Below are 26,141 nucleotides of genomic sequence, written 5' to 3'. Positions count from 1 at the left end.
GTAGGTCACGCGGCCGATCCGCGCGCGTCCGCGTGACTGGATCCGTCCGTCCCGGGAACCTGGCGGGGACCTGATCACTGGACCCGATCACCGGTGCCGAGGACGGAGGGGTGGACGAGCCGATGGCGACCACCGCGGGCGGGACCCGCGCCGGGCTGGAACCGGTCGGTCTCCGGCTGCCGGGCATCGTGCTGGGCGTGGGACTGGGCGGATTCGCCGACGGGATCCTGCTGCACCAGATCCTGCAGTGGCATCACATGCTGAGCGGCACCGACAGCGATCACATCGGCGTGCGGTACTACGATCCGCGCACCGTCTCCGGGCTGGAGATGAACACGGTGTGGGACGGCCTGTTCCACACCGTGTGCTGGCTGGCGGTCCTGGCCGGCCTGGCGATCCTGTACTCCCGGGTCACGCGGGACCGCCGCCGGGTGTGGGGCTCGCGGGTGCTGTGGGGCTGGATCCTGGCCGGGTGGGGACTGTTCAACCTCGTCGAGGGCGTCGTGGACCATCACCTCCTGGCCATCCATCACGTGCACGGCGGGCCGCACCAGCTGTGGTGGGACATCGCGTTCCTCGTCCTGGGGGCGCTGCTGGTCGCCGGGGGTTACCTGCTGGCGCGGAGCGGGCGGTCCTTCGAGCTGGTAGAGCAGTGACAGAACACGGCGCCCACGTCACGGGCTCGCTGCCGATCCTGGCCGTGCTCGGGTGCGCGATCGGCTACCTGTGCCTGGCGCGGCGGGCCCGCCGCCGCAATCCCGCGCGGGGCTGGAGCCGGTGGCGTACGGCGGGGTTCGTCGCCGGGCTCGCCCTGCTGGGCGCGGCGCCGGCGCCGCCCGTCGCGTCGTTCGCCCACGCCGACTTCCGCGGTCACATGGTCCAGCACCTGATCGTCGGCATGTACGCACCGCTCGCGCTGGTGCTCGGCGCGCCGGTCACCCTGATGCTGCGCGCCCTGCCCGCCGGCGGCGGGCGGCGGCTGACCGCCGTGCTGCACAGCCGTCCCGCCCGGGTGGTGGCGCATCCGGTGGTCGCGCTGCTGCTGTCCACCGGCAGCCTCGTGGTGCTGTATTTCACCCCGCTCTACAACGCGGCCACGACGTCGGCGGCGGGGCACTGGCTGCTGCACGCGCATTTCCTGCTGTCGGGCTGCCTGTTCGCCTACGTGATCGCCGGGCCCGATCCGGCGCCGGGCCGGCCCGGGGTCCGTGCCCGCCTGGTGTACCTCGGCTGCGCCGTCGCCGTGCACGCCGTCGTGGCCCAGTTGATGTACGGCGGCTTCTGGGTGGACGTGCACGCCCCGATCGCCGAGGTCCAGGGCGGAGCGGAGATCATGTACTACGGCGGCGACATCGCCGAGCTTCTTCTCGCGGCGGCCTTGGTCGCCACGTGGCGGCCCGCGCCCCGCACGGGTGCGGGGCGCGGGCCGGCCGTCACGCGGTACGCGCGGCGATCTTGGTGAGGAGCGGCTGCACCAGGCGGGCCGCCAGCGGGCCGAAGGCCGCGAGGATGAGGACGTACGCGGCGGCCAGGGCACCCAGATCGGGGTGGGCGCCGGCGGCCACGGCCAGCCCGGCGATGACGATGTTGAACTCGCCGCGGGGGATGAGCGCGATGCCGGCGCGCACCCGTCCGGCGCGGGCGATGCCCGCGCGGCGGGCCGCGTAGATCCCGGTCATCAACTTGGTGATCATCGTGACCAGGGCGAGGCCGGCCGCCAGCCCGGCCGCGGGCAGGATCTTGGTCGGGTCGGTCTGCAGGCCGAAGAAGACGAAGAACACGGCGGCGAACAGGTCGCGCAGGGGAGCGAGCAGCGCGTGGGCGTCCTCGGCGAGCTCGCCCGACAGGGCGATGCCGACCAGGAACGCGCCGACCGCGGCCGAGACCTGCAGCTGCTGGGCCAGCCCGGCGACCAGCAGCGCGAGCCCGACCACCTTGAGCACGAGCACCTCGGAGTTGGGGCTGGCGACGAACGCCTCGATGTAGCGGCCGAAGCGGAGCGCGACGAGCAGCACCACGCTGACCGCGGCCAGCGCGATGGCCACGGTGACCGCCCCGGCGACGAGGCTCAGGCCGGCCAGCATGGCGGTCAGGACCGGGAGGTAGACCGCCATCGTGAGGTCTTCGAACACCAGCAGCGACAGCACGACCGGGGTCTCGCGGTTACCGATCCAGCCCAGGTCGGAGAGGACCTTTGCGGTGATTCCGGAGGAGGTGGCGTAGGTGACGCCCGCCATGGCGACCGCGGCGACGGGTCCCCAGCCGAGCAGCAGGGCGAGGATCGCGCCGGGGGCGGCGTTGAGCAGGAGGTCGACCAGACCGGCGCGGGCGTTGCCCTTGAGGCTGGTCACCAGTTCGTCGGCGTTGTATTCCAGGCCGAGGGTGAGCAGCAGGAGGATGACGCCTAATTCGGCGCCGGTGGCGATGAAGTCCTCGCTGGTGCCCAGCGGGAGGATGCCGCCGGTGCCGAAGGCGAGGCCGGCGAGGAGATAGAGAGGGATGGGGGAGATGCCGACGCGCAGCGCCAGTGCTCCGAGAATGCCGAGTCCGAGGACGACGGCGCCGAATTCGAGGAAGAGTATTGCGGTGTTGTGCACGCGCTGCCCTCAGCCGCTGGCGAAGATGTCGGCGACGGCGGTGGTGCTCTCCTCGCCGCCCACCACGACCACGATGTCGTCCCCGGTCAGGACGAAGTCGGGTGCGGGGCTGGCGAAGACGCGTCCGGCGCGGACCACGGCGACGATGGAGGCGCCGGTGCGGGTGCGCACCTGCGCGTCGCCCATGGGACGGCCGTCGTAGCGGGAGCCGGGTGTGATCACAACCTGGAGGCTGACCAGGCCCTCGACCTCGCGGTGCATGGCGTTCAGGCGCTGGACGATGCGGGGGGCGCCCAGGAGCTCGACGAGCGCGTCGGCTTCCTCGTCGTTGAGTTTGACGGTCTCACACGCTCTGTCGGGATCGTCGGGGTCGTAGATGACGAGGTCGCGCCGTCCCGTGCGGTGGGAGACGACCCCGATGCGCCGGCCCGAGCGAGTGGTGAACTCGTGCCGCAATCCGATCCCCGGCAACACCGTCTGCTCGACTTCCACGGCGCTGCTCCTCCGTTCGTAATGTGGATACTTGTCCGGAGAACCTACCAATAAGACGCCGTCGTCCCGCCGCCGGTGTCGTTCGGCGGCGGGACGACGGTGCTCGGGCGTCAGGCCGCCTGGTCGTCGGCGATCCAGATCGCGCGCCAGTTCGGCTGCTCGTGGTAGCGGCGCAGCTCGGCGAGGCCGGACAGCCATCCGGTCCAGGCGCCGTACGGCGGGTTGGCGGTGTCGAAGCCGCTCTGGACGAACGTCAGGCGGGTGGCGCCGCCGGTGTCCTCCAGGTCCCAGGTGACGACGCCCATCGGTCCCCAGTCGACCGAGATCGCGCTGTCGGGAACCAGGTCGATGATCTTGGCGGGCTGGGGGTTGGCGTCGAGGCCGCCCATCGCGAAGCGCCCGCCGACGTACGGCTCGATGCCGATGGGGTACCCGAACCACTCCGTGGCCTTGTCGGAGTCGATCAGCGACTCGTACACCGTGGACACGGGCGCGGCGATGTCCAGGTGACCGCGGAAGTCGGTGGTGGTGTAGTCGGGCTGCGGGCCGATCTCCCGTCCCTGCACGTGGTCGGCGAGGTTGGAGAGGGCGAGCGACCAGAACACCTGCAGCACCCCGCGGATGCTCGCCCCGGTGATGGCGTCCTGGAAGTCGAAGTGGGTCTGCGACAGGGTCAGGACGGTCGTGCCGGCGTCCTCCTCCCGCAGGGTGATCTCCGTGGTGGTCTCCTCGCCGTCGAGCAGCCACGTGAAGCGCAGGGTGTGGTCGTCGGCGTGCAGCAGGCGCTGGTGGGGGGCCTCGCCCTCGGGGGTGCGGCGGCCCCAGAACTCGTACCGCTCGGGCAGGTCCACCTCGGCGTGCTCGGCCAGCCACACCCGCATCGCCGCGGGGTCGGTGAGCGCGTGGCGCACCTCCTTGATCGGGGCATCGAGGCGGACGCGGATGATCATCGGCTCACTCACTGTCGTCTCCCTTGGGGTAGCAGGCCACGGCGAGTTTGAAGGCGTCGCCTTCGGTGCCGCCGTAGCGGGTGAACAGGTCCTGAAGTGCGGACCGCAGGTCGTTGAGGAACTCCTGACGGCGTTCGGGGGTGACGCGTATCTCCCCGGAGACGCCGATGGACGGCAGTTCCGGCGCCGTCCGGTCGAGGGCGGCGACGTCGGCCTGCACCTGTTCCATCAGGTCGAGCAGGTAACCGAGGCTGAGCTCGTCCTGCCGCCGCCGCAGTCCGCCGATCCGGCCGACGAGGCCGGGCGACAGCCAGTAGGACCTGGCGCTCGCCCGGTAGATGCCCTCGGTGATGCCGCGCACCCGCCGCTCGGAGACCTGCTGCACCAGGCCGGCCTCCACGAGGCGTTTGACGTGGTAGTACACGCGCTGGGGGGTCTGGCCGAGCACCGCCGCCACCTCGGTGCAGGTGCGCGGCTCGGCCAGTTGCCGCAGCACCTCGATGCGCTGCGGCTTGAGCAGGGCTTCCGCTTGCTCGATCTGATCCAGGTACAGGACGTCTCTCATCGCAAAAACAATCCTGTACGTAAAAATTCTCTTTGTCAATGGCCTACGCGTATGGCCTGCCGGGCGTCCCGGCAGGCCGGCGTACGGGTCAGCGAGTTGGTCAGCGGTTGGGCGCGCCGATGACGGAGGTGCCGATGACAAGGTGGCGGGCGGGATCGCAGCCGAGGAGCTCCTCGACGATCTGGTCCCGAAGGGCAGCTGTGAAGGTGATGTGCAGACCGGCCGCGGTGGCCAGCAGGTAGACGGTCTGGCTCAGGTGGCCGACGTCCATCATCAGCGCGCGGTAGACCCGGGGGAAGGTGTACTTCCACTGGTTGCGGGCGATGACGCTGGTGTAGAAGATGAGCGCCCCGGCGCCGGCGACCCAGTCCTGGTCGCCGACGGCGGCCACGAGCCGCTCGTCGTCGAGACGGCGCCCGAGGAACTCGAGGGTGTGGTCGGCGGCGGCGTAGTGGTAGGCGCCCGGCTCGAGGCCCTCGACGTTGCGCGCGTAGAGGTAGACCTCGGTCGGGTGGCGGGCGCCGCCGGAGGGGCTGGTCTTGAACACCCGCTGCCAGGAGTCGGTCACCACCCCGTCGGGGTCGAGGTCCACACCCGCCTGGGTCAGCGGGCCCTCGGCCCGCGGCAGAGGTCCCGCGGCCGTCTTGAGCAGGGCAGCGACGGTCTCCAGCGGCAGCGCGGCGGGCCCGAAGTAGCGGCGGCTGCGGCGCCGGTGCAGCACGTCCATCAGGTCGCGATGGCGCCAGACGCCGGGGTCGGCGTCGGGCAGCGCGAGGCGGGTGGCGCCGGGCAGGGACCAGAAGGCCGGAGGCGGCGGGTCGGTGAGAACCTTGGCTTCGAGGTCCTCGTTGTCCTGCTCGGCGGTGCGCATGGCGGTGCCGGCATGGGAGCGGGTGGAGAAGTGGTAGGCGCGCGCCAGCGGCCCCCACGGCTGCCAGGCCTCTTCTATGGCCTGTTCGCGCTGGTGGCGGGGCCCGTTCTCCGCGATCAGGATGTCGTGCTGAGCGAGGACGGTGGCGACCCGGTGCCAGTGGGCGGCCTCGTCGGGATCGCCCCCCAGCTCTCGCACCGAGCCCAGGTCGCGAAAGCCGGTGAACCACCGCAACACGCGCTCGACGCCGTCGGTGAGGGCGAACTGGCGATGGTCGAGGTAGTCGTCCCAGACCAGTTGACCGGCGTCCCACAGCAGGGCGCCACAGCCGGACAGGCGTACGTTCACGACGGGTCTCTCACTTCTCGTTCGCGGGCGGGGCCGGGAGCGCGCGGGCCGCCTCCCGGCCGCGGCGTGCCGCCGCCAGATGAGGATGGTCCGGCGCCGCCCGGCCCAGCAGCTCCACGGCCCGGCTGTAGCAGGCGTGGGCCTCGCCGGGCTGGCGGCGGGCGCGGTACAGGGCGCCGAGATTGATCAGGGTGACGGCGGATTCCGGGTGGCCAGGACCCAAAACCGCGTCCTTGACGGCCAGGGCTCGGTTGTAGTGGGCCAGGGCATCGTCCAGGTCACCGCGACGATGCCGCAGCGCGGCGAGGTTGTGCAGTGCGGCGGCGACGTCGTGGTGCTCCGGGCCGTACGCGGCCTCGAAGACGGCCAGAGCGCGCCGGAGCAGCGCCTCGGCCTCGTCCGGGCGTCCGCGGCCCTCCACGAGCGCGGCCCAGGCGGCGAGGTCCGCGGCCACCCTCGGGTGACGCTCGCCGAGCAGCCGGGCGCGGACCTCCGCCGCCCGGCGAGCCCACGGTTCACCGGCCTCGTGGTCGCCACGGGCGTGGGCGAGCCCGCCCAGGTTGTGGCAGACGGAGGCGACGTCCTCGTGCTCACCGCCGTGGGCCGCCTCCAGGATCGCCAGGGCCCGCCGGTAGAGGGCCTCGGCCTGCCGGAACCGGCCGGTGTACTTGCCCAGCACACCCCACTCGTTGCACACCTTGGCCACTTCGACCGACTCCGGGCCGAAGACCCGCTCCGCGGCGGGAAGAGTGAGAGCGAACAGCAGCCCCGCCCTGCGGTAGCGGCCGCACATACGCCACGCGCTCGCCAGCTCGCACTGGGCGTGGACGCGCAGCGCGTTCTGGCCCTGGCGCCGGGCCTGGCCGGCGGCGGCCCGGAACGCCCGCTCCGCCTCCTCGAAGGCTCTTGCGGCGCACCGCTCCCGTGCGTGCCGCAGCAGCTCTACCGCCCCGGCGGGACGGGACTCGCCGCTCACCTGGCCTCCCGTACGACGTCACGACCGACGGCGGCGTCCGCCTCCCGGAGCCGGTGAGCCCGGGGAGGCGGACGCCGAGACGCACTCACGCCTCGATCAGAACCTCGTTGTGGTTGACGTTCATGTGGGCGTGCGGTTCGCTGTAGGCGTCCTCGTGGGTCTCGAACACCGCGACCTCGTTGTGGTTGAGGTTCAGGGCGGACTCCGGCTGGGTGTAGTCGTCCTGGTGGACCTCGAACACCGGAGTCTCGTTGTGGTTGTAGGTGAGGGCGGACTCGGGCTGGGTGTAGTCGTCCTGGTGGACCTCGAACACTTCGGACGTCCTCTGCGACATCAGGGCGCTCCTTTCGGGGGACTCCTGTGACGGCCGGCCCGAAACCGGCCTCGTACAGGCGGGGTGACCACGCACCACCGTTACTCTGGCTCCGACTCCGGAAGCATCTCAGCGGCACGATCTCTCGCCAGGTCCAGTGAGGGCCGGTTCACCGGCGATACTGGTCCGTTGTGCGACCCCGCGACACGAGGAGACCAAGCACGTGCCCGACACGCACGACCACGCGCGCCCCGGTGTGGACACGTCGCCCGGCGGCGACCGGCTCGCCCTGCGGGCCGACTGCGCCGACTGCTTCGGGTTGTGCTGCGTGGCGCTGCCCTTCGCCGCCTCGGCCGACTTCGCGATCACCAAGGACGCCGGCCGGCCGTGCCCCAACCTGGGAACCGACTTCCGCTGCGGCATCCACGCGCGCCTGCGCGAGAGCGGCTTTCCCGGCTGCACGGTGTACGACTGCTTCGGGGCGGGGCAGAAGGTCTCGAAGGTGACCTTCGGGCGCAGCTGGCGGGAGGAGCCCGCGAACGCGGGGCGGATGTTCGAGGTCTTCGCGGTGATGCGGCACCTGCACGAGCTGCTGTGGTACCTCAGCGAGGGATTGTCACTGCCCGAGGCCCGGCCGGTCCACGCGGAGCTGCGCCGGGCGTTCGAGGACACCGAGCGTCTCACCCTCTCCGGCCCGGGCGAACTGCTGGCTCTGGACGTCGCCGCTCACCACGACGCGGTCAACGGGCTGCTGCTGCGGGTCAGCGAGCTGGTCCGGGCGGCGGCGGGAGGCCCCGACAGCGGTGGCAGGAGCCGGGGCGGCAAGGGGCAGGGTGGCAGGGGCCGCGAGCGCCGGAAAGCCGATCACCGGGGTGCCGACCTCGCCGGCGCCCGGCTGAGGGGGGCCGACCTGCGGGGGGCGAATCTCAGGGGAGCCTGCCTCATCGGCGCCGACCTGTCGGGAGCCGACCTGCGGGGCGCGGATCTGATCGGGGCGGATCTGCGGGCGGCCGACCTGCGCGGGGCGAACCTCGCCGAGAGCCTCTTCCTCACCCAGCCCCAGGTCAACGCCGCCCAGGGTGACGACGCGACGAGGCTTCCGCCCGCTCTCGGCCGCCCGGCGCACTGGTCGCTTCGCCGGTAGCGCCGACAGCAACGCCGTCGTCGGCGGCGGGGTTGTAGTCGTAGAGCCAGGCCGTGGCGCGTTCGTAGGCGAACGGGAAGACGACCGGCATGATCAGGTTGCGGAGCCGGCGGGCGATCGGGCCCAGGGCCTTGGCGTCCCTGTTGTCGTCCCCGGCCTTGAGCATCCTGGCGACGCGGTCCCGCCGCGCCCGGCCGTACGCGGCGAGGGCTGTGGGCACAGCGGCGGTTGGTACAGCGGTGGGTGTGTCGCCGGCGGCCGCCAGGCAGCGGGCCAGCGTGACGGCGTCCTCGATGGCCATCGACGCGCCCTGACCTGCGCCGACGGGGTGCCAGGCGTCACCGGCCAGGACGATCCGGTCGTCGTGCCAGACCGGCACCGTCGCCAGGGCGTGCATGAGCGTCGGGCGCCGCACGCTCGTCGCGGCGCGCAGCAGGGCGGACGGCGTCTCCTCGTGGCGGTAGAGGCACCGGAGGTCGTCCAGGCCGGCCTCGTCCGGGCCGGGGGGTGCCGCGGAGGCGACCTGGGCGGACCACCAGACCTCGCCGCCGGGGGCGGCCAGGTAGACGAACGCGCCCCTGCGGCCGAAGACCAGGTTGAAGACGCCGGGGTCGACGTCGACGCCGCGTGAGACGCCCGAGACGGAGTAGAACCCGGCGTACGCCGGTTCGGGTGCGGCCGGGTCGAGCACGCGCCGGGTCGCCGACCAGATGCCGTCGGCGCCGACCAGGAGGTCCGCGCGGGCGGTGCGGCCGCTCGCGAACCCGGCCCGGATGCCGCCGCCGTCGCGGACGGCGCCGGTCAGCCGTTCGCCGGTGACGAAGTGTGCGCCGTGGGCGGCGGCGCGGGCGCGGAGCGTCTCGACGAGGCGCCCGCGTTCGAGGGTGACGCTGTGCAGGGGCTCGCCCTCGGGGCGTCCGCGCGGCGCGTCGCCCAGGAGTTTGCCGGTGTCGGCCCACAGGCGCTGGCGTGCCACGTCGAAGCCCGCCTGCTGTACGGCGTCGAGGCAGCCGAGCGCGCGCAGGCCCTTGAGCCCGTTGGCGGCCAGGCTGAGGAACGAGCCGACCGCTCCGGCGGGGTCGGCGTACGCCTCATACACGGTGACCGCGGCTCCGACGCGCCGCAGCGCGAGCGCGGTCGTCGCCCCGGCCACCCCGCCGCCTGCCACGATGACCTGCATCCCATCCTCCTGAATCTCAGTTCACTGAATAATTATTCGGCGAATTCTGATTCAGTATGATGTCGTCCATGAACGAGCGTCAAGGCGGGGTGCGCAAGGCGAGGGCGGCCGAGACCCGGGCCGCGTTGAAGGACGCCGCGCGCCGCCTGTTCATGGAACGCGGCTATCTCAACACCAAGATCGCGGACATCGCGGCGGAGGCCGGGCGGGCCACGGGGTCGTTCTACGAGCACTTCACAAGCAAGGAGGAGCTGCTCCAGGCGCTGATGGCCGACCTGGAGGGCCAGGCCGACGAGGAGATCGGGGCGGCCGGGCATCCCCGCGACCACGACCTCACCGACCGGGCGCAGCTGCGCGGGCACATGGCCGTCGCCTGGAGCGTGTTGCGGGCCAACCTGCCGGTCGTGGCGGCGCGGATGCAGGCGCTGATCGCCGAGCGCCCGGCCTCCGGAGCCGCCTGGGCGAGCCTGACCGCCGAGTCGGAGGTGCTGCGCGACCACCTGGAGTATCTGCGGGAGCACGGCCGCCCGCTGCCGGGCGATCCCGCCCTGCTCGCCCCGATGATGGCGGCGATGCTGTCGATGTTCGGCTACGCCGTCCTCACCGCCGGCGAGCACGGGCCCGCCGCCGGCGACGACGAGATCGTCGACGCGCTCACCGGCCTGCTGCTGCACGGCCTGGCCGGGGGTGAGAGCGCCGGGCCCGGCCTCGTGGGGCAGAACAGCTAGCCGGGCAGCGCGCCGGAGATGGCGGTCGCGTCGAGTTCGTCGCTGACGGTCAGGCGTGGCGTGAGCCCGGCGCGGGCGACGGCCTCGGCGGCCTCCCCGGCCTGGCCCCGGCTGGTCTCCACCAGCAGGTGCCCGCCGGGCGCGAGCCAGCGGGCGGCCTCCGCGACGACCCGTCGGACGACGTCGAGCCCGTCCGCGCCGCCGTCGAGGGCGACCTTCGGCTCGTGGTCCCGCGCTTCGGGCGGCAGCAGCCCGATCGCGTCCGTCGGCACGTACGGCGGGCTGGCCACGATGAGATCGATCCGGCCGCGCAGGTCGCCGGGCAGCGGCGCGTACAGGTCGCCGTGGTGGACCCGGCCGCCCGCCGCGGCGAGGTTGCGGCGGGCGCAGGCGACGGCGGCGGGATCGACGTCCACGGCGTGCAGCGTGATCGGTCCCACGGCGGCGGCCAGCGCCGCGCCGATCGCGCCGGAGCCGCAGCACAGGTCGGCCACGACCATCCCCGGCCGCGCGAGCGCGACCGCCTCGCCGAGGAGGAAGGCGGTGCGGGGCCGGGGCACGAACACCCCGGGTTCGACGGACAGCCGCAGGCCGCAGAAGTCGGCCCAGCCGAGGACGTGTTCGAGGGGCAGGCCGGCGACGCGCCGGTCCACCATGGCGTCGAGTTCGGCGGGCGTGGCCGCGGCGGAGACCAGCAGCCGGGCCTCGTCCTCGGCGAACACGCACCCGGCGGCGCGCAGCCGGGCCACGATCGAAGGCAGAGCGGGGGAGCAGGATGTCAGGGACATGGGGAGCCTTCCGGAGTGCGAGGGCGCTCCCGCGGTCGCCTTGTCTCTAAGGGGCCGTCCGCACGGGGAGAGGGGAGCACCCGACCAGTTCAGCGGTAATGGGGCTCACCTCCTCGCGTCGTCGCCGCCGTGGACGGCACATTATCAGAGCGCGTCTTCACCCTCCGCGAAGAGGCGGGCGCCGGGTTGGTCATCCGCATCTCGCGGGCCTAGGATCACCGCCATGACGTTCACGTCCTTCTTCCACCTCCGCTAGCCGCCGTCGGCGAAGCGAGGAACGACCCGTCGCCGACGAGGCGGGGCGGCGCGGTGCCGTCCCGGGCTGACGCGGGAGAAGAAGGATCACCATGCGCGTTCGCGCTGTCACTCTCACCGCTCCGCGTCCCAGCGCTCTCGCCGTCACGTGACGGCGGCGAGCCTGGTGGCGCGGTGCGTCCACGGGCTGGAGCCGACGCTCGCCGCAGAGATCCTGCGGCGTGGCCTCGGCGTCATCACACACATCGGGCATCGCGAGGTGCGCTTCAGCGCCTCGCGCCTGCCCGCCCTGGGTCTGCGCACGGCGGACGACGTGTTCCTGCTGGCGGCGCAGGGCCCCGACGTCGGCACGACCCGGCAGGGCGCCGCCGCGCTCGCGGGGCTCGCCGGCACCCTCGCCGGCGCGGCCGACCTCGCCGCGCTGGCGCGGCTGCGCGGTGAGCACGGCGGCCCCCGCGGGCTCACCGGCGTCGAGGTGTCGGCGTCGTTCCTGGGCAGGCGCGCCTTCACCAGGTACGACGTGGAGGACGCGGTGGGCCGCGTCCTGGCCGGCCGGCTGGGGGTCGGCTACCACTCACGGCGTGGCGCGGTCGCGCCGCCGCCGGGTCACAGCGGCTGGCGCGTCACGCTGGACGGCGAGCGGGCCACGCTCCTGCTGCGGATCGCCGAGCGCCCCCTGCACCGGCGGGACTACAAGCGGCAGTCGGTCCCGGGAACCCTGCACCCCCCGCTGGCCGCCGCCATGGTGGCGATGGCCGGTGTCGAGCCCGGCGACACGGTCCTCGATCCCTGCTGCGGCGCCGGGACCCTGCTGATCGAGGCGGCGCGGCAGGGCTCGGCCGCCCGCCTGTACGGGTTCGACCTGGCCGGGCGGGCGGTGGCGGCGGCCCGGGAGAACGCGGCCGGGCTGCCCGTCGCCGTCGCCCGCGCCGACGCCGGGCGGCTGCCGGTCCGGGACGGCGTCGCCCACCGCGTGCTGGCCAACCCGCCCTGGGGTGGTCAGGTCGCCCCCGGAGGCCTGCTCGCCGCGTCCCCGGCGCGGTGGTGGGCGGAGGTGCGCCGGGTGCTCGCCCCCGGCGGGGCCGCCGTGGTCCTGCTTCCCGGCGTCGGCGACCTTCCCCTCGCCCTCCGTCAGGGCCTCACGCCCGTGCACCTCCAGCGTGTACGGATCGCCGGAGCGGAGTCGTTCCTCATCCGGTTGACTGCGCCGAGACCCGCACGCGGGTCGCGATGAGGCGGCCCCGCCCTACGCGTCCCCCGCCTGCGCGACCGGCTCCGTGGAGGGGCCCGCGGCCGGCCCGGCGGGGAGCAGCGACGCCGGCACCAGGCCGAGGACGACGAGCCCCGCCATGACCGGCAGGGTGGACCCTGTGGCGGGGGCCGCTGTGGCCGTCACTCCCGTGGCCGTCACTCCCGTGGCCGTCATCCCGGCGGCCACGGCGATGCCCAGGCTCGGGCCGATGTTCATCACGGTCTGTTTCAGCCCGCCGACGACTCCGGCGTACCGGGCCGGGGCGTCGCCGACGACGGTCCCGGTCGCGGTGACCATGACGGTCGCGAACCCGGCGCCGACGAGGGCGAAGGCCGCGCAGGCGGCCGCCTGCGCGGCGTCCGGGCCGAGCCGGGCCACGGCCGCGACGCCGAGGGCGGCGAGCGCCGTCCCGGTGACCGCTGTACGGCGTGGGCCGTGCCGGCGCAGAGCGGCGGCTGCCAGGGGCGCGCCGAAAACCATGACCACCGTCACGGGAAGCAGCCGCACCCCCGCCGCGAGAGGGCCGAGCCCGAGCCCCTCCTGCAGCGCGAAGGTGACGGCGAACAGCGCGCCGAACACGCCGCCGGTGACGGCCAGCAGGAGCAACATCGACGCCGTCACCGGCAGGGACCGGACCACCACGCCCGGCACGATCGGATGCGCGGCCCGGCGTTCGTGCGCGGCGAAAACGGCCGACAGGACCGCGACGGCGAGAAACCCGAACAGCGTCGGCCCGGCGGTCCACCCGCGCCCGGGCACGCCGGCGAGTGTGTGGACTCCCAACGCCAGCACGATCGTAAGCAGGGCCGCGCCGGTGAGGTCGAGCCGCGGCCGTACGAAGGTGTCGGGCCGGGGCGTGCGCACGGCGAGGGTGAGCCCGGCGATCAGCGCGGCGATCGGGACCTGGAGCACGAAGACGGTGCGCCAGCCCAGCTCGGCGACGACGGCCCCGCCCACGACCGGCCCGGCGGCACCGGCCACACCGATGGCGCCGGTGCGGACGGCGATCGCCGTCCCGAGCCGGTCCGCCGGGTAGGCGAGCCTCAGCAACGCGAGGGTCGCCGGCTGGAGCAGCGCGCCGAACACGCCCTGGAGGACCCGCAGCCCGATCACCCAGCCGATCGCGGGAGCGAGCGCGATGCCGGCCGAGGCGGCCGCGAAGCCGAGCACGCCGGCGAACAGCAGGCGCCGATGGCCGTACCGGTCGCCGAGCCGCCCTGCGACGACAAGGAGCGCGGCCACCGCGACCATGTAGCCGGTGCTGGTCCACTGGACCTGCGTGAGGCTCGCGGCGAGGTCGCGCTGCAGGCTGGGCTGCGCCACGACCAGGACCGTGCCGTCCAGGGCGACGACCATCGCACCCGCCGCGCTCACCGCCAGCGCCAGCCGCGGTCGCGGGGCTCCGCTCACGGAACCGCGGGCCCGAGGTGGGCGTCGAGCACTTCGGCGACCAGCCGGTCGAGACGTTCGCCGTCCGGCACGCCGGCGTGGGCGTCGAGGACGAGTCGCAGGCTGCCCCACGCCCACAGCTGCGCGAGCCCGTGCAGGGCGGACCAGAAGGCCGCCGCCGCCACCGCGGGGTCCTCCGGCGGGTTCCCCGCACTCCGGCACTCGGCGACCAGCGCGACGAGGCGCTCGAACAGCGGCAGCGTGGACTCCCGCAACCTCGGCCCGGCGGACCCGTGCCTGTCGCTGTCGAGCAACTCGTGGCGGAACATCAGCTCGAACATGCCGCGGCACTCCAGCGCGTACGCGACGTACTCCCGCGCGAACACCCGCAGCAGGTCGCGCGGTGAGGTCAGCCCCGCCATGGCGGCGGCGAACCGCGCTTCGAGGTCGGCGAAGCCCCGGCGGGCGATGGCCGACAGCAGCGAGTGGTGGGTGGGGAAGTACCGGCGCGGCGCGCCGTGCGACACCCCCGCCCGGCGCGCGATCTCCCGCAGGCCCACAGCGGTGGTTCCCTCGGTCATCACAAGGTGGACCCCGACCTCCACCAGCCGCTCCCGCAGGGAGCCCTCGGTTGACATAGACACTGTCTACCACTGCGAGTAGACACTGTCTATCACCCGGGAAAGTTCCTTCGAAGAAATCCGGGAGGTGGCGTCGGATCGGGGCGGTGGCGTTCGTAGCAGGGGTGAGGCCGCCCACGAGGGGCGGCGCCACGGCGGAGGAAACGCGCTCATGAAGCTCACGACCATGACTCAGGTCACCATCGACGGAGTGATGCAGGGAAACGGCGGTGCGTCGGACGACGACCGCAGGAACGGGTTCGAGCGCGGCGGATGGGCTCTGGGGAAGGGCGACGACGAGACCCACGCGTTCATCAAGCAGACCTACCAGCGCGCCGACGCGTTCCTGCTCGGCCGGCGGACCTACGAGCTGTTCGCCGGCTCGTGGGGGTCCTGGACGGACCGGGATGTCCCCGGCTGGGAGACCGTCCTGCGGGCGTTGAACACCCGGCCCAAGTACGTCGCGTCGGCCACACTGACCGACCCGGCGTGGGCGGGCACCACGCTCCTGTCCGGCGACCTCGCGACCGCCATCGCGGACCTCAAGGCCACGCCGGGCGGTGAGCTGCAGGTGCACGGCAGTGGCGCCCTGACCCGGTGGCTGCTGGAGAACGATCTGGTCGACGAGATGACCCTGATCGTCGTCCCCGTCGTTCTCGGCCAGGGCGCGCGGCTGTTCCCGGACGCCGGCCCGGATCTCGCGCTCGACCTGGTCGAGTCGCGCGTCGACTCGAAGGGCGTGACGACCCAGGTCTACCGGCCGGCCGGGCGCCCGCGGTATGCGACGGCCTGAGGGCCCCGACCGGCCGGGATGAAGGCGGCGGTGCGCCGGCCCGCGGTCACGCGCCGACGTAGTCGGCGAGGTGCTCGCCGGTGAGGGTGGAGCGGGCGGCGACGAGGTCCGCGGGGGTGCCCTCGAAGACGATCCGTCCGCCGTCGTGGCCGGCGCCGGGCCCGAGGTCGATGATCCAGTCGGCGTGCGCCATGACCGCCGGGTGGTGCTCGATGACGATGACCGACTTGCCGGAGTCGACGAGCCGGTCGAGCAGGCCCAGCAACTGCTCGACGTCGGCGAGGTGGAGGCCGGTGGTGGGCTCGTCGAGGACGTAGACGCCGCCGTCGTCGGCCATGTGGGTGGCCAGCTTGAGCCGCTGCCGCTCGCCGCCCGACAGGGTGGTGAGCGGCTGGCCGAGGCTGAGGTAGCCGAGCCCGACGTCGGCGAGTCGGCGGAGGATGGCGTGCGCGGCGGGGGTGCGGGCCGGGCCGGCGCCGAAGAACTCCTCCGCCTCGGCCACCGGCATCGCGAGCACCTCGCTGATGTCCTTGCCGCCGAGGGTGTAGCCGAGCACCGCGGCCTGGAAGCGCTTGCCCTCGCACTCCTCGCAGGTGGTGGCGACGCCCGCCATCATCGCGAGGTCGACGTAGATGACGCCCGCGCCGTTGCAGGCCGGGCAGGCGCCCTCGGAGTTGGCGCTGAACAGCGCCGGCTTCACGCCGTTGGCCTTCGCGAACGCCTTACGGATCGGGTCGAGCAGCCCGGTGTACGTCGCGGGGTTGCTGCGCCGCGAGCCGCGGATCGCGCCCTGGTCGACCGACACCACGCCCGCGCCGGCGGGGATCGACCCGCGGACGAGGGAGCTCTTGCCCGAGCCGGCCACGCCGGTGACGACGACGAGGACCCCGAGCGGGACGTCGACGTCGACGTCGCGCAGGTTGTGGGTGCGCGCGCCGCGGATCTCCAGCCTGCCGGAGGGCGTGCGCACCTTCTCCTTGAGGCGGGTCCGGTCGTCGAGGTGGCGGCCGGTGACGGTGCCGGCGGTCCGCAGCCCCTCGACGCCGCCCTCGTAGCAGACGGTGCCGCCCCCGGTGCCCGCGCCGGGGCCGAGGTCGACGACGTGGTCGGCGATCGCGATGGTCTGCGGCTTGTGCTCCACGACGAGCACGGTGTTGCCCTTGTCCCGCAGCCGCAGCAGCAGGGTGTTCATACGCTGGATGTCATGGGGGTGCAGGCCGGTGGTGGGCTCGTCGAAGACGTAGGTGACGTCGGTGAGCGAGGAGCCGAGGTGGCGGATCATCTTGACGCGCTGGGCCTCGCCGCCCGACAGCGTGCCCGAGGGCCGGTCGAGTGAGAGATAGCCGAGGCCGATCTCCGTGAACGAGTCGAGGGTCTGCCGCAGCGTGGCCAGCAGCGGCGCGACCGACGGCTCGTCCAGGCCGCGCGCCCACTCGGCCAGGTCGCTGATCTGCATGGCGCAGGCGTCGGCGATGCTGATGCCGTTGATCTTCGAGGACCGGGCGGCCTCGCTGAGCCGGGTGCCGCCGCAGTCGGGGCAGGCGGTGAACGTCACGGCCCGCTCCACGAACGCCCGGACGTGCGGCTGCAGCGCGTCCTTGTCCTTGGACAGCATCGACTTCTGGATCCGCGGGATCAGGCCCTCGTACGTGAGGTTGATGTTGTCGACCTTGATCTTGGTCGGCTCCTTGTGGAGCAGGTCGCGCAGCTCGGTCTCGGTGAAGTCGCGGATCGGCTTGTCGGGGTCGAAGAAGCCGGAGCCACTGAAGATGCGGCCGTACCAGCCGTCCACGCTGTAGCCGGGGATCGTGAGCGCGCCCTCGTTGAGCGACTTGGAGTCGTCGTACAGCTGGGACAGGTCGATGTCGGAGACCCGGCCCATGCCCTCGCAGCGGGGGCACATGCCGCCGGTGACGTTGAAGCTGCGGCGCTCCTTCACGGTCTGCCCGGCCCGCTCGATGGTGACCGCGCCCGCCCCGCTGATCGAGGCGACGTTGAAGGAGAACGCCTGGGGCGAGCCGATGTGCGGCGTGCCGAGCCGGCTGAACAGGATGCGCAGCATCGCGTTGGCGTCGGTGACGGTGCCGACCGTGGAGCGCGGGTTGGCGCCCATCCGCTGCTGGTCCACGATGATCGCCGTGGTCAGGCCGTCGAGCACGTCCACCTCGGGCCGTGCCAGCGCCGGCATGAAGCCCTGCACGAACGCGCTGTAGGTCTCGTTGATCAGGCGCTGCGACTCCGCGGCGATCGTGCCGAACACCAGCGAGCTCTTGCCCGAGCCGGAGACGCCGGTGAAGACGGTCAGCCGGCGCTTGGGGATCTCGACGCTGACGTCCTTGAGGTTGTTCTCCCGCGCTCCGTGCACGCGGATCAGATCGTGGCTGTCGGCGGCGTGCGGCGGGGTGTCCGGGCTCAAGGGCAGGCTCATCGTTTCTGTGTCTCCATCTGCGTATTACGCGGGGTCGTGCCGGCGGTCTGCGGGCGCGGCAACGGCCCCCCTGTCTACCCGATCGGGGGCTCCGGCGCGGCGGCGCGGCCCCGGCGGGGCCGCGCGCTCGCGTCAGCCGAGCTGGTTGATGCGGATCATGTTGCCCGCAGGGTCGCGGAAGGCGCAGTCGCGCACCCCGTACGGCTGGTCGGTCGGCTCCTGGACGACCTCCGCGTCACCCGCCTGCAGCCGGTCGAAGATCCCGTCGAGGTCGTCGGTGGCCAGAGTGAGCATCCCGTAGGTGCCCTTCGCCATCATCTCGGCGATGATGCGGCGTTCCTCCTCGGTGATGCCGGGGTCGGCGGCCGGCGGGTGCAGGACGATCGACGTGCCGGGCTGGCCGGCGGGGCCGACCGTGATCCAGCGCATGCCGCCGTATCCGACGTCGCCCCGCACTTCGAAACCGAGGGTGTCGCGGTAGAAGGCGAGCGCGGCCTCGGGGTCGTCGTGCGGGAGGAACGTCGCGTGGATAGTGAGGTTCATACAGGTCAGGCTAGTTTCGGAGCGACGGCCCGCGCTTCTCGATTCCTGACCGGCCGGGTCACCTGTTTCTCGACGCACGACGGCATCCCCGCCGCCGCGCCCGCCGTGGCGCGGCGGTAGGCGCTCGGCGGCATGCCGACCAGTTCGGTGAAGCGGGTGCTGAAGGTGCCCAGCGACGAGCAACCGACCGCGAAGCAGACCTCGGTGACGCTGAGGTCGCCGCGGCGCAGCAACGCCATCGCCCGCTCGATGCGGCGGGTCATGAGATAGCCGTACGGCGATTCGCCGTAGGCGAGCCGGAACTGGCGGCTCAGGTGCCCGGCGGACATGTTCACGCCACGGGCGAGCGCCTCCACGTCAAGGGGCTGGGCGTACTCCCGGTCGATCCGGTCCCGGACGCGGCGCAGCCGCGCGAGGTCGCCGAGGCGCTGTTTGGAGACGGGCGGGCCGGTCATATCGGGCATCGTACGCCGCGACCGCCGGCGGCCGGGTGATCCGGCCGCCGGCGGTGGGACGGGACGGTCAGCAGACGATGAAGATGCTCTGCCAGCCGACGGGCGTGCGCTGCTCGGCGTTCCGGTCGCTGGGAAGGGTGAAGTGGGCGACCCCCTGCGCGTTGGGCTGGTTGTACATGCGGCCGCTCTGCCCGTCTCCGTACCACCTGTACGACCCGTGGTAGGGGATGTTGGAATCGTATAGCAACGCTCAGTGTCTGGACGGTAAAGAATGCACGCCCCGGGACGGCTTGACTCCGCGGCGCCGCGACCCGGACGATGCATCAAACGTGTTTGATGCATCTGACCCCGAGGGGGGGCGGTGGCGTCCCAGCCACAGACCGGGCCGTACGGGCAGAACCACGGCGGCGGCCTCGCGCGCCGGATGGGCACCGCGGACGCGGTGGTCGTCGGGCTGGGGTCGATGATCGGGGCGGGCGTGTTCGCCGCGTTCGGTCCCGCCGCGCGGGCCGCGGGCACGGGCCTGCTGATCGGGCTGGTGATCGCCGCGGTGATCGCGTACTGCAACGCGGTCGCCTCCGCGCAGCTGGCCGCGGTGTATCCGGTCTCCGGCGGCACCTACGTCTACGGCCGCGAGCGCCTCGGTCACTGGTGGGGGTTCACGGCCGGGTGGGGCTTCGTCGTCGGCAAGACCGCGTCGTGCGCCGCCATGGCGCTCACCTTCGCCTCCTACGCCGTGCCCGGCCCCTGGTGGGCGCAGCGGGCCGTCGCCGTCGCGGCCGTGCTGGGGCTGGCCGCGCTGAACTACCACGGCGTCACCAGGACCGTCCTGCTCACCCGGGTCCTCGTCGCCGCCACCCTGACCGCCCTCGCCGTCGTCGTGGCGGGGATCGCCGTGGGGATCGCCGCGGGTGGCGGCGCCGCGCCGGGCAGCCTGGGCGACTGGCGGGGCACCGGCGGCGCGTACGGCGTCCTCCAGGCCGCGGGGCTGCTGTTCTTCGCCTTCGCCGGATACGCCCGCGTCGCCACCATGGGCGAGGAGGTCCGCGACCCGAGCCGCACCATTCCCCGCGCGATCCCGATCGCCCTGTTCGTCACCGTGGCCGTCTACCTGGTGGTCGGGGTCGCGGCGCTGCTGGCCGCCGGGCCCGCCCGGCTCGCCGCCTCGCCCGCGCCGCTGACCACCGCGGTCGAGGCGGCGGGCGCCGGCGGCCTGGCCCCGGTGGTGCGGGCGGGCGCGGCGCCGGCGGCGCTGGGCGCGCTGCTCGCCCTGATCGCCGGGATCGGCCGCACCGGCCTCGCCATGGCCCGCCATCGCGACCTGCCCGGCTGGCTGGCGGCCGTCCACCCCCGCTACCGGGTGCCGCACCACGCCGAGATCGCCCTGGCCGCCGTCGTCTGCGTCCTGGTGGCCACCGCCGACCTGCGCGGGGTGATCGGCTTCTCCTCCTTCGGCGTCCTCGTCTACTACGCCGTCGCCAATGCCTCGGCGTTCACCCAGCCCCCGGCCGAGCGCCGCTGGCCGCGCGCGCTCAATGTGGTCGGCGTCGCCGGCTGCCTCACCCTGGTCGCCACCCTGCCCTGGCCGTCCGTGCTCGCCGGGGTGGTCATGTTCGCCGCCGGACTGGCCGGCCGATGGCTGGTCCTGCGCCGCCGCGCCTGAGGAACCCGCCGGATCCCCACCCGCATACCCCGGATACATCGCCGCGTGTAGCCGCCGTGTACCCCGGCTGCCGGGGCCGTTCCTAGCGTGGGGGCGACCCGCCCACCCGACCGGGGATGAGGACGCCCGTGGCCCTTCTCTTCGACTTCTGCCGGCTGCTCACGGGGATCGTCTTCCTCGCCTCCGCCGTGAGCAAGCTGCGCGGACGGGCGGCGTACGAGGAGTTCACGGCCGCCACCCGCGCGCTCGCGCCGCGCCTGCCGGCCAGGCCCGCCGCGGCGCTCGTCGTCGCCGCCGAGGCCGCCGTCGCGCCGCTGCTTGCCTGGCGGCCCACCGCGCTCGCCGGCTTCTGCGTCGCGCTCGGGCTCCTCGCCGCGTTCACCGTGGCCATGGCCGCCGCTCTGCGGCGGCGCCGCCGGGTCCTCTGCCGCTGCTTCGGCGCGTCCACCGTCCCGGTGGGCCCCGGTCATCTCGTACGCAACGCCGTGCTCGCCGCCGCGGCGGCGACCGGAGCGGCGCAGGCCGCGATGACGGGTGCGCTGACGGGATCGGCGGCGGGATCGGCCGGAGCCCCGGCGGACCTGGGAGTGGCCGGGCCGGCCGCGGCCGCTCTGACGGCCGGGGCCGCGGCCGTCCTGCTGTCGGCGACCGGCGAGATCGCCGGCCTCTTCACGAACACGCACCCACGGAGGTAATCCCTCATGCCGTTCCTCACCGCACTCGTCCTCGGCATCGGCGTCCTGTGCCTGATCGACCTGGTGCTGACGGTCGGGGTGATCCGCAGGCTGCGTACGCACGAGGAGATGCTCGCGGCGCGACCGGGGGCGGCCCCGCCGATCATGCTCCCGCCCGGAGCGACGATCGGCGCCTTCTCCGCCGTGAGCACCGAGGGCATGCACGTCTCCGCCGAGACGCTGACCGAGCCGGTCCTCGTCGGGGTCTTCTCACCCGACTGCCCCGCCTGCGGCGACCGCCTGCCGGAGTTCGCCGAACGCGCACGGTCCTTCCCCGGAGGACGCGGCAACGTGCTGGCCGTGCTCGTCGGGACGGAGGAGGAGGTCGCGGCCCAGCGGCGGGCGCTGGAGCCCGTCGCCCTGGTGCTGGTCGAGGAGTTCGGCACCGGCGTGACGAAGGCGCTGCGGGTCCAGGGCTTTCCGTCGCTCGCCCTGCTCGACGGGCACGGCAGGATCCTCGCCAGCGGGAGCACGCTGGCCGAGCTCGACGCGCTTCCCGCATCCGCGTGACGGCTTCGACGACGGCTTCGACGCGGGCGGTGGTCGCCGCCGCAGGCCTGGCGTGGCGGGCGAGCAGGGGACTGACCCTCGCCTTCGCCGTCCTCACCGCGCTCATGGCCGCCCTGCCGGTGGCGATCGCCTGGTGCACCAAGCTGGTGCTCGACGAGATCGGCGGCACCCACCCCCGGCCCGGGGCGACGGCGGCGCTGGGCGCCGCGCTCGCCGGGTGCGGGCTGCTGGCCGCGCTCGGGCCGCAGGTCGTCCAGTACGTCAGGGACGAGAGCGGGCGCAGGGTCGGCCTCGTCGCCCAGGACCGCCTCTTCCAGGCCGTCGAGCGGTTCGCCGGCCTGGCCAGGTTCGAGGACCCCGCGTTCCTCGACCGGATCCGGATGGCCCAGCAGTACGGCGGGGCGACCCCCGGCATGCTGGTCTCCGCCGCGCTGGGCGCGGTGAGGACGGTGCTGACCGGCGCCGCCTTCCTCGTCTCACTCGTGACGATCAACGCGTGGACGGCGGTCCTCGTGATCGCGGCGTCGGCGCCGTCCCTGGCCGCGGAGCTGTGGCTGTCGCGGCGGCGCGCCGCCATGCTGTGGGGCATCGGCCCGGCCGAGCGCCGCGAGTTCTTCTTCGGACAGCTCCTCGTCGACGTCCGGGCCGCCAAGGAGCTCAGGCTCTTCGGCGTCGGGGCGCACCTGCGCGGGCTGCTGAACGCCCAGCGGCGGGCCGCGAACGCCGAGCGGAGCCGTACCGACCGGTGGGAGCTGCGCGTCCAGGCCGCCACCGGGACCATCGCCGCGCTGGCGGCCGGAGGCGGCCTGCTGTGGGTTCTGCTCGACGCGGTGAACGGCACGGGCGGGGCCGGCGACGTGGCGCTGTTCGTCGCCGCCGTCGCCGGGGTGCAGGCCGCAGCCGGCGGCCTCGTCCTCGAAGTGGTCTCGGCGCATCAGCAGGTGCTGCTGTTCGGCCACTATCTCGCCGTCCTCGACGCCGGGCCGGACCTCCCGGTCCCGGACCACCCCCGGCGGGCGGGGCCGCCGCGCCGCGGGATCGAACTGCGCGACGTGTGGTTCCGCTACTCGCCCGGCCACCCCTGGGCCCTGCGCGGCGTCAGCCTGACCATCCCGTACGGCGCCTCGGTGGCGCTCGTCGGCAGGAACGGCGCGGGCAAGAGCACGCTGGTCAAGCTCCTGTGCCGGATGTACGACCCCGAACGCGGCGCGGTCCTGTGGGACGGCGTCGACCTCAGGGAGATCGACCCGGCGGAGCTGCGCGCCCGCATCGGGGCGGTGTTCCAGGACTACATGGAGTACGACATGACCGCGGCCGAGAACATCGGCCTGGGCGATCTGAGCGCGATGGGCGACCGGGGGAGGATCGAGGCGGCGGCGCGGCGGGCGGGCGCGCACGGCGCCGTGAGCGGCCTGCCCCGGGGGTACGACACCATGCTGTCGCGCATCTTCGCCGATCCCGCCGATCCCGACGGCTCCGCCGAGGACGGCGGCGCGGCGGGCGTCCACCTGTCGGGCGGGCAGTGGCAGCGGCTCGCCCTGGCCCGCGCCTACCTGCGGGGGGAGCGGGACCTGCTGATCCTGGACGAGCCCAGCTCGGGCCTCGACGCCGAGGCGGAGCACGAGATCCACCAGGGCCTGCGGGAGCACCGCCGGGGCCGCACGAGCGTGCTGATCAGCCATCGGCTCGGCGCCGTACGCGACGCGGACCACATCGTGGTCCTCGACGGCGGGCGGATCGCCGAGCGGGGCACGCACGCCACGCTGCTGGCGCGCGGCGGGATCTACGCCCAGCTGTTCGCCCTGCAGGCGGAGGGATACCGGCAGCGGGACGACCCGGACGCCGACGCTCCCCACCAGCGGCTCTCGGAGGCCCGATGACACCGGTCCCGTTCGTCCTGTCCACGGCTGTGCTCACGGCAGGGGTGGTGACGGCACTCAGGCGGACCCTGCGCGTCGTCGAGGTCCACGGGGAGAGCATGCGCCCCGCGCTGCGGCCCGGCGACCGGGTCCTCGTACGGAACCTGCGGCCCGGCCGGGCGGGGGCGCGCGTCCGGCGGGGGGACGTCGTCGTCATCGCCCGCGTGGGCCCGGGGGAGGGCCTGACGCTCGACGGCGGCACGAATCTGGTGATCAAGCGGGCGGCGGCCGTGGCGGGGGACCCGATCCCGCCCGGATTCGAGGCCCATGCAGAGGCGCCCGGAGAGGGGTCGGGGGAGGCCCGCGTGCCGCCGGGGCGGCTGCTCGTCCTTGGCGACAACCCGTCGCGGAGCACCGACTCGCGGCAGTGGGGCCTCCTGCCCGAGAGCAGGATCACCGGTGTCGTGCTCCGGCGGCTGAACGCGTGAACCGCCTGCCCGGCCATACAAGCGCCCGTGTATCGGAGTGGTATCTCGATGATCGAGGCCGCTCCTAACGTCGGTGTGGAAGATGTCCTTTCACCAGGAGGAAGACGACATGACACGGACGATTCAGCGGCTGGCCGACCGGATGGTCGCCCGCCTGGTCCCGGCCGCGAAGGCCGAGGCGATCAACTGCTGGTACGAGTATTCGGGAACCTGCGCTCGCCGGTACTGCTGCAGCGGAGCGGAGATCCCCGGCGGCCGCTACTGCACCGGATATGAATACACCTGCTGAACGAGCACGGCGGAGCGCCCTCAGACATGGGGGCCGGGGCGCTCCGCCGCCGTCGTCACGTGGTCGCGGCCATCTCCATGGCGTACAGGCGGGTGAGGCCGTTCATCCGGTAGTGGTCGGGGGCCAGCGGCTCCATCAGGCGGAGATCGGCCAGCCTGCCGAGCGCCGCCGCCGCCGTACGCCGGTCGCATCCGAGGAGCTCGGCGGCCGCCGCAGGCCCGCAGTCGGCCAGGCCGCGCTCGCCGAGGCGGTGGAACAGGGCCAGCGCGCCGCCGTCCGCCGTCTCCCCGGAGCGCCGCAGGGCCTGGTAGTCGAGGTCGATGGCGGCCCGTACGGAAAGGTCGCCGCAGGTCAGCAGGTCGAGCCGGTGCTCGTCGCCGGTCAGAATGTCGGCGAACGCCTCGGCCGTCCACTCCCGTCGGACGGCGAGGCGCTTGCCCGCGATCTCCAGCGCGAGCGGCAGGTTGTCGCAGAGCCGGCCCACCCTGCTCGCCTGCGCCGGGTCGACCCGGTCCCGGCCGCAGAGGCGGGCGAGCATCTCGTACGCCGCGTCGTCGGCAAGGGGAGCGAGAGGCAGGTGCTCGACGTCGTCGAGCGCCGCGAGCGTCCTCCTGCTGGTGACGACGAACCGGCAACCCGGGCAGCCGGTGACCAGCGGGCGCACCTGCTCCTCGCTGGTCACGTTGTCGAGGAGGACCAGCGCGTGCCTCGCGGTCGTGGCCGTCCTGAGCTGGTGCAGCGCCTCGTCGAGATCCGCGGCGATCTCGCCGTCGGCCAGCCCCAGCCGTCCCAGCAGCCGGACCAGCGTCTCGTACGGGCCGGGCCGGGGAAGGGCGCGCAGATCGATGTGATGCACGCCGCCGGGGAAGCCGGGCGCCGCCGCGTGGACGGCGTGCCGGGCCAGGGCCGACTTGCCCACCCCAGCCGGGCCGCTTATGGCGACAGGTCGCGGCGGACAGGCGCCGATCGCCGCGACGATCTCCTTCAGCTCCGGCTCGCGGCCCACCAGACATCCCGGCGCCGTCACCGCCGGGACCGGCCCCGGGACGGGCGCCTCGGGAGCCGCGCGGAGCACGGGGTCGCGGTCGAGTATCCGCCGGTGCAGCCCGGCCAGCTCGGGGCCGGGCTCGACGCCCAGTTCCTCCGCCAGGAACGCCCGTGCCTGTCCATAGGCGGCGAGTGCGGCGGCGGAGTCGCCGGTGCGGTACAACGCGAGCATGAGGGCGCCCCACAGCCGTTCCCTGGTCGGATGGGCGGCCACCGTCTCGCGTAACTCCGCCACCGCGTCGGCGTGCTCGCCCAGCATGAGCCGGGCTTCCGCCAGCGTCTCCAGGGCGAGGCACCGCTGCTCGGCGAGGGCGTCCAGGCGCGGGCCGAGCGCCGCCGAGCGGGGCACGTCCTCGGCGGGGTCGCCCCGCCACCGCGTGAGAGCCGCGGACACCTGCCGCAGCGCCGCGTCCGGCCGACCGGCCGACAGTGACCGCCTGCCCTGCCGCAGGGCGTCGGCGAACTCGGTCACGTCCAGTTCGCCGTCCCGTACGGCGAGGACGTAGCCGGGCTGGCGGGCTGTCAGCCGGTCGCCGTCGCCGATCGTGCCGCGCAGGCGGTTGACGTAGGTGCGGACGTTGGCGACCGCGAAGCGGGGCGGCTCGGCGTCCCACACGGACGTGACGAGCCGGTCGATCGACACGACCCGGTTGGGTTCCAGCAGCAGCGCGGTCAGCAGGGCGCGCTGTTTGGGGGTGCCGACCGGGACCGGCCGGCCGTTCCGGTGCAGCTGAACCGGGCCGAGCAACCCGAAGCGGAGGTTCACTCCTCCCTCCGGGGGTCGGACGGGGCGCACGTTCGCGTCGAGCGTCGTGATCGGTGCATGCGGAAGCCTCCCGTGGCGTCTCGCGAGGAGCGGGTGAG

General features: G+C 73.6%; 28 protein-coding genes. 12 read left to right on the top strand and 16 right to left on the bottom strand.

Annotation, left to right across the window (positions count from 1 at the left end):
• The first annotated feature begins 110 nt into the window (after positions 1-110).
• The gene (locus Mam01_RS23265; protein WP_239101538.1) at positions 111-656 is read left to right on the top strand and encodes a DUF2243 domain-containing protein; all 546 of its coding nucleotides are present in this window, start codon (positions 111-113) and stop codon (positions 654-656) included.
• A complete protein-coding gene (locus tag Mam01_RS23260; RefSeq protein ID WP_204287337.1) occupies positions 653-1,462 on the top strand; it encodes a cytochrome c oxidase assembly protein in 810 nt (269 codons plus the stop codon). The genes Mam01_RS23265 and Mam01_RS23260 overlap by 4 nt, the downstream gene beginning before the upstream one ends.
• Here Mam01_RS23260 and Mam01_RS23255 read toward each other — a convergent pair.
• From Mam01_RS23255 to Mam01_RS23225, 7 genes are all read right to left on the bottom strand, one after another.
• Positions 1,434-2,597: a cation:proton antiporter gene (locus Mam01_RS23255; protein ID WP_150934197.1), complete on the bottom strand. Its 1,164-nt coding sequence runs from the start codon at positions 2,595-2,597 to the stop codon at positions 1,434-1,436. The two genes, Mam01_RS23260 and Mam01_RS23255, sit on opposite strands and share 29 nt — an antisense overlap.
• A 9-nt stretch (positions 2,598-2,606) precedes the next feature.
• Complete coding sequence (locus tag Mam01_RS23250; RefSeq protein ID WP_204287336.1) at positions 2,607-3,089, bottom strand: cation:proton antiporter regulatory subunit; 483 nt, start codon at positions 3,087-3,089, stop codon at positions 2,607-2,609.
• A gap of 110 nt (positions 3,090-3,199) precedes the next feature.
• Complete coding sequence (locus Mam01_RS23245) at positions 3,200-4,051, bottom strand: SRPBCC domain-containing protein (RefSeq protein WP_239101537.1); 852 nt, start codon at positions 4,049-4,051, stop codon at positions 3,200-3,202.
• Positions 4,044-4,604, bottom strand: a complete 561-nt coding sequence (locus Mam01_RS23240; protein ID WP_150934194.1) for a helix-turn-helix domain-containing protein — start codon at positions 4,602-4,604, stop codon at positions 4,044-4,046. The genes Mam01_RS23245 and Mam01_RS23240 overlap by 8 nt, the downstream gene beginning before the upstream one ends.
• A 100-nt stretch (positions 4,605-4,704) precedes the next feature.
• On the bottom strand, positions 4,705-5,823 hold the full coding sequence (locus Mam01_RS23235) for a SagB family peptide dehydrogenase (protein ID WP_204287335.1): 1,119 nt from the start codon (positions 5,821-5,823) through the stop codon (positions 4,705-4,707).
• 10 nt (positions 5,824-5,833) lie between these two features.
• Positions 5,834-6,799: a tetratricopeptide repeat protein gene (locus Mam01_RS23230; protein ID WP_204287334.1), complete on the bottom strand. Its 966-nt coding sequence runs from the start codon at positions 6,797-6,799 to the stop codon at positions 5,834-5,836.
• An 85-nt stretch (positions 6,800-6,884) separates the two neighbouring features.
• Positions 6,885-7,133 carry a hypothetical protein gene (locus Mam01_RS23225; protein WP_204287333.1) on the bottom strand — a complete coding sequence of 83 codons (249 nt, stop codon included), beginning with the start codon at positions 7,131-7,133 and terminating at the stop codon, positions 6,885-6,887.
• A gap of 202 nt (positions 7,134-7,335) precedes the next feature.
• On the opposite strand from Mam01_RS23225, the gene Mam01_RS23220 reads away from it, so the two are divergent.
• Positions 7,336-8,256 (top strand): pentapeptide repeat-containing protein, encoded by a 921-nt coding sequence (locus Mam01_RS23220; RefSeq protein ID WP_204287332.1) that lies wholly within the window; start codon positions 7,336-7,338, stop codon positions 8,254-8,256.
• Here Mam01_RS23220 and Mam01_RS23215 read toward each other — a convergent pair.
• Positions 8,177-9,436, bottom strand: a complete 1,260-nt coding sequence (locus Mam01_RS23215) for an FAD-dependent oxidoreductase (protein ID WP_204287331.1) — start codon at positions 9,434-9,436, stop codon at positions 8,177-8,179. The two genes, Mam01_RS23220 and Mam01_RS23215, sit on opposite strands and share 80 nt — an antisense overlap.
• A gap of 68 nt (positions 9,437-9,504) precedes the next feature.
• Between Mam01_RS23215 and Mam01_RS23210 the strand changes: the two genes are divergently transcribed.
• On the top strand, positions 9,505-10,164 hold the full coding sequence (locus Mam01_RS23210; RefSeq protein ID WP_204287330.1) for a TetR/AcrR family transcriptional regulator: 660 nt from the start codon (positions 9,505-9,507) through the stop codon (positions 10,162-10,164).
• Here the strand turns inward: Mam01_RS23210 and Mam01_RS23205 are convergent.
• On the bottom strand, positions 10,161-10,952 hold the full coding sequence (locus tag Mam01_RS23205) for a putative protein N(5)-glutamine methyltransferase (protein WP_204287329.1): 792 nt from the start codon (positions 10,950-10,952) through the stop codon (positions 10,161-10,163). The two genes, Mam01_RS23210 and Mam01_RS23205, sit on opposite strands and share 4 nt — an antisense overlap.
• A gap of 403 nt (positions 10,953-11,355) precedes the next feature.
• Here Mam01_RS23205 and Mam01_RS23200 point away from each other — a divergent pair, with 403 nt between their 5' ends.
• Positions 11,356-12,441 (top strand): methyltransferase domain-containing protein, encoded by a 1,086-nt coding sequence (locus tag Mam01_RS23200; protein WP_204287328.1) that lies wholly within the window; start codon positions 11,356-11,358, stop codon positions 12,439-12,441.
• Positions 12,442-12,453: 12 nt separating this feature from the next.
• On the opposite strand, the gene Mam01_RS23195 is transcribed toward Mam01_RS23200, so the two are convergent.
• Both Mam01_RS23195 and Mam01_RS23190 read right to left on the bottom strand, forming a co-directional pair.
• Positions 12,454-13,869, bottom strand: coding sequence for an MFS transporter (locus tag Mam01_RS23195; RefSeq protein ID WP_204287327.1), 1,416 nt, complete (start codon positions 13,867-13,869; stop codon positions 12,454-12,456).
• The gene (locus Mam01_RS23190; RefSeq protein ID WP_204287326.1) at positions 13,866-14,486 is read right to left on the bottom strand and encodes a TetR/AcrR family transcriptional regulator; all 621 of its coding nucleotides are present in this window, start codon (positions 14,484-14,486) and stop codon (positions 13,866-13,868) included. Before Mam01_RS23190 ends, Mam01_RS23195 begins: the two co-directional genes overlap by 4 nt.
• A gap of 154 nt (positions 14,487-14,640) precedes the next feature.
• Between Mam01_RS23190 and Mam01_RS23185 the strand changes: the two genes are divergently transcribed.
• A complete protein-coding gene (locus Mam01_RS23185; RefSeq protein WP_204287325.1) occupies positions 14,641-15,261 on the top strand; it encodes a dihydrofolate reductase family protein in 621 nt (206 codons plus the stop codon).
• A 46-nt stretch (positions 15,262-15,307) separates the two neighbouring features.
• Here Mam01_RS23185 and Mam01_RS23180 read toward each other — a convergent pair whose 3' ends face one another.
• The 4 genes from Mam01_RS23180 to Mam01_RS23165 form a co-directional block, all read right to left on the bottom strand.
• The gene (locus tag Mam01_RS23180; protein ID WP_204287324.1) at positions 15,308-17,689 is read right to left on the bottom strand and encodes an ATP-binding cassette domain-containing protein; all 2,382 of its coding nucleotides are present in this window, start codon (positions 17,687-17,689) and stop codon (positions 15,308-15,310) included.
• A 132-nt stretch (positions 17,690-17,821) separates the two neighbouring features.
• Positions 17,822-18,232 (bottom strand): VOC family protein, encoded by a 411-nt coding sequence (locus Mam01_RS23175; protein ID WP_204287323.1) that lies wholly within the window; start codon positions 18,230-18,232, stop codon positions 17,822-17,824.
• Between the two features lie 5 nt (positions 18,233-18,237).
• A complete protein-coding gene (locus Mam01_RS23170) occupies positions 18,238-18,687 on the bottom strand; it encodes a helix-turn-helix transcriptional regulator (RefSeq protein WP_204287322.1) in 450 nt (149 codons plus the stop codon).
• A 67-nt stretch (positions 18,688-18,754) separates the two neighbouring features.
• Positions 18,755-18,934, bottom strand: coding sequence for a MiAMP1 family antimicrobial peptide (locus Mam01_RS23165; RefSeq protein WP_204287321.1), 180 nt, complete (start codon positions 18,932-18,934; stop codon positions 18,755-18,757).
• A gap of 177 nt (positions 18,935-19,111) precedes the next feature.
• Between Mam01_RS23165 and Mam01_RS23160 the strand changes: the two genes are divergently transcribed.
• From Mam01_RS23160 to Mam01_RS23135, 6 genes are all read left to right on the top strand, one after another.
• Positions 19,112-20,350, top strand: coding sequence for an APC family permease (locus Mam01_RS23160; RefSeq protein WP_204287442.1), 1,239 nt, complete (start codon positions 19,112-19,114; stop codon positions 20,348-20,350).
• Positions 20,351-20,478: 128 nt separating this feature from the next.
• On the top strand, positions 20,479-21,045 hold the full coding sequence (locus tag Mam01_RS23155) for a MauE/DoxX family redox-associated membrane protein (protein ID WP_204287320.1): 567 nt from the start codon (positions 20,479-20,481) through the stop codon (positions 21,043-21,045).
• Between the two features lie 6 nt (positions 21,046-21,051).
• Positions 21,052-21,594 carry a TlpA family protein disulfide reductase gene (locus tag Mam01_RS23150; RefSeq protein ID WP_204287319.1) on the top strand — a complete coding sequence of 181 codons (543 nt, stop codon included), beginning with the start codon at positions 21,052-21,054 and terminating at the stop codon, positions 21,592-21,594.
• The gene (locus Mam01_RS23145; protein ID WP_239101536.1) at positions 21,591-23,474 is read left to right on the top strand and encodes an ABC transporter ATP-binding protein; all 1,884 of its coding nucleotides are present in this window, start codon (positions 21,591-21,593) and stop codon (positions 23,472-23,474) included. The genes Mam01_RS23150 and Mam01_RS23145 overlap by 4 nt, the downstream gene beginning before the upstream one ends.
• The gene (locus tag Mam01_RS23140) at positions 23,471-23,941 is read left to right on the top strand and encodes a S26 family signal peptidase (RefSeq protein ID WP_204287318.1); all 471 of its coding nucleotides are present in this window, start codon (positions 23,471-23,473) and stop codon (positions 23,939-23,941) included. The genes Mam01_RS23145 and Mam01_RS23140 overlap by 4 nt, the downstream gene beginning before the upstream one ends.
• 109 nt (positions 23,942-24,050) lie before the next feature.
• Positions 24,051-24,230 carry a hypothetical protein gene (locus Mam01_RS23135; protein ID WP_204287317.1) on the top strand — a complete coding sequence of 60 codons (180 nt, stop codon included), beginning with the start codon at positions 24,051-24,053 and terminating at the stop codon, positions 24,228-24,230.
• Between the two features lie 55 nt (positions 24,231-24,285).
• Here the strand turns inward: Mam01_RS23135 and Mam01_RS23130 are convergent, their stop codons facing one another.
• A complete protein-coding gene (locus tag Mam01_RS23130; RefSeq protein ID WP_204287316.1) occupies positions 24,286-26,043 on the bottom strand; it encodes an AfsR/SARP family transcriptional regulator in 1,758 nt (585 codons plus the stop codon).
• Positions 26,044-26,141: the final 98 nt, after the last annotated feature.

Origin of the sequence: Microbispora amethystogenes, assembly GCF_016863015.1 — a bacterium.
Classification (GTDB): domain Bacteria; phylum Actinomycetota; class Actinomycetes; order Streptosporangiales; family Streptosporangiaceae; genus Microbispora; species Microbispora amethystogenes.
This window is presented reverse-complemented; position numbering and strand designations above follow the sequence as displayed.

What these genes read in the sequence shown, in the direction of transcription:
- Mam01_RS23240 (WP_150934194.1), bottom strand. Translation starts at nt 4,604, where the DNA reads ATGAGAGACGTCCTGTACCTGGATCAGATCGAGCAAGCGGAAGCCCTG.
- Mam01_RS23225 (WP_204287333.1), bottom strand. Translation starts at nt 7,133, where the DNA reads ATGTCGCAGAGGACGTCCGAAGTGTTCGAGGTCCACCAGGACGACTAC.
- Mam01_RS23215 (WP_204287331.1), bottom strand. Translation starts at nt 9,436, where the DNA reads ATGCAGGTCATCGTGGCAGGCGGCGGGGTGGCCGGGGCGACGACCGCG.
- Mam01_RS23210 (WP_204287330.1), top strand. Translation starts at nt 9,505, where the DNA reads ATGAACGAGCGTCAAGGCGGGGTGCGCAAGGCGAGGGCGGCCGAGACC.
- Mam01_RS23205 (WP_204287329.1), bottom strand. Translation starts at nt 10,952, where the DNA reads ATGTCCCTGACATCCTGCTCCCCCGCTCTGCCTTCGATCGTGGCCCGG.
- Mam01_RS23190 (WP_204287326.1), bottom strand. Translation starts at nt 14,486, where the DNA reads ATGTCAACCGAGGGCTCCCTGCGGGAGCGGCTGGTGGAGGTCGGGGTC.
- Mam01_RS23185 (WP_204287325.1), top strand. Translation starts at nt 14,641, where the DNA reads ATGAAGCTCACGACCATGACTCAGGTCACCATCGACGGAGTGATGCAG.
- Mam01_RS23180 (WP_204287324.1), bottom strand. Translation starts at nt 17,689, where the DNA reads ATGAGCCTGCCCTTGAGCCCGGACACCCCGCCGCACGCCGCCGACAGC.
- Mam01_RS23175 (WP_204287323.1), bottom strand. Translation starts at nt 18,232, where the DNA reads ATGAACCTCACTATCCACGCGACGTTCCTCCCGCACGACGACCCCGAG.
- Mam01_RS23170 (WP_204287322.1), bottom strand. Translation starts at nt 18,687, where the DNA reads ATGACCGGCCCGCCCGTCTCCAAACAGCGCCTCGGCGACCTCGCGCGG.
- Mam01_RS23160 (WP_204287442.1), top strand. Translation starts at nt 19,112, where the DNA reads ATGGGCACCGCGGACGCGGTGGTCGTCGGGCTGGGGTCGATGATCGGG.
- Mam01_RS23150 (WP_204287319.1), top strand. Translation starts at nt 21,052, where the DNA reads ATGCCGTTCCTCACCGCACTCGTCCTCGGCATCGGCGTCCTGTGCCTG.
- Mam01_RS23140 (WP_204287318.1), top strand. Translation starts at nt 23,471, where the DNA reads ATGACACCGGTCCCGTTCGTCCTGTCCACGGCTGTGCTCACGGCAGGG.
- Mam01_RS23135 (WP_204287317.1), top strand. Translation starts at nt 24,051, where the DNA reads ATGACACGGACGATTCAGCGGCTGGCCGACCGGATGGTCGCCCGCCTG.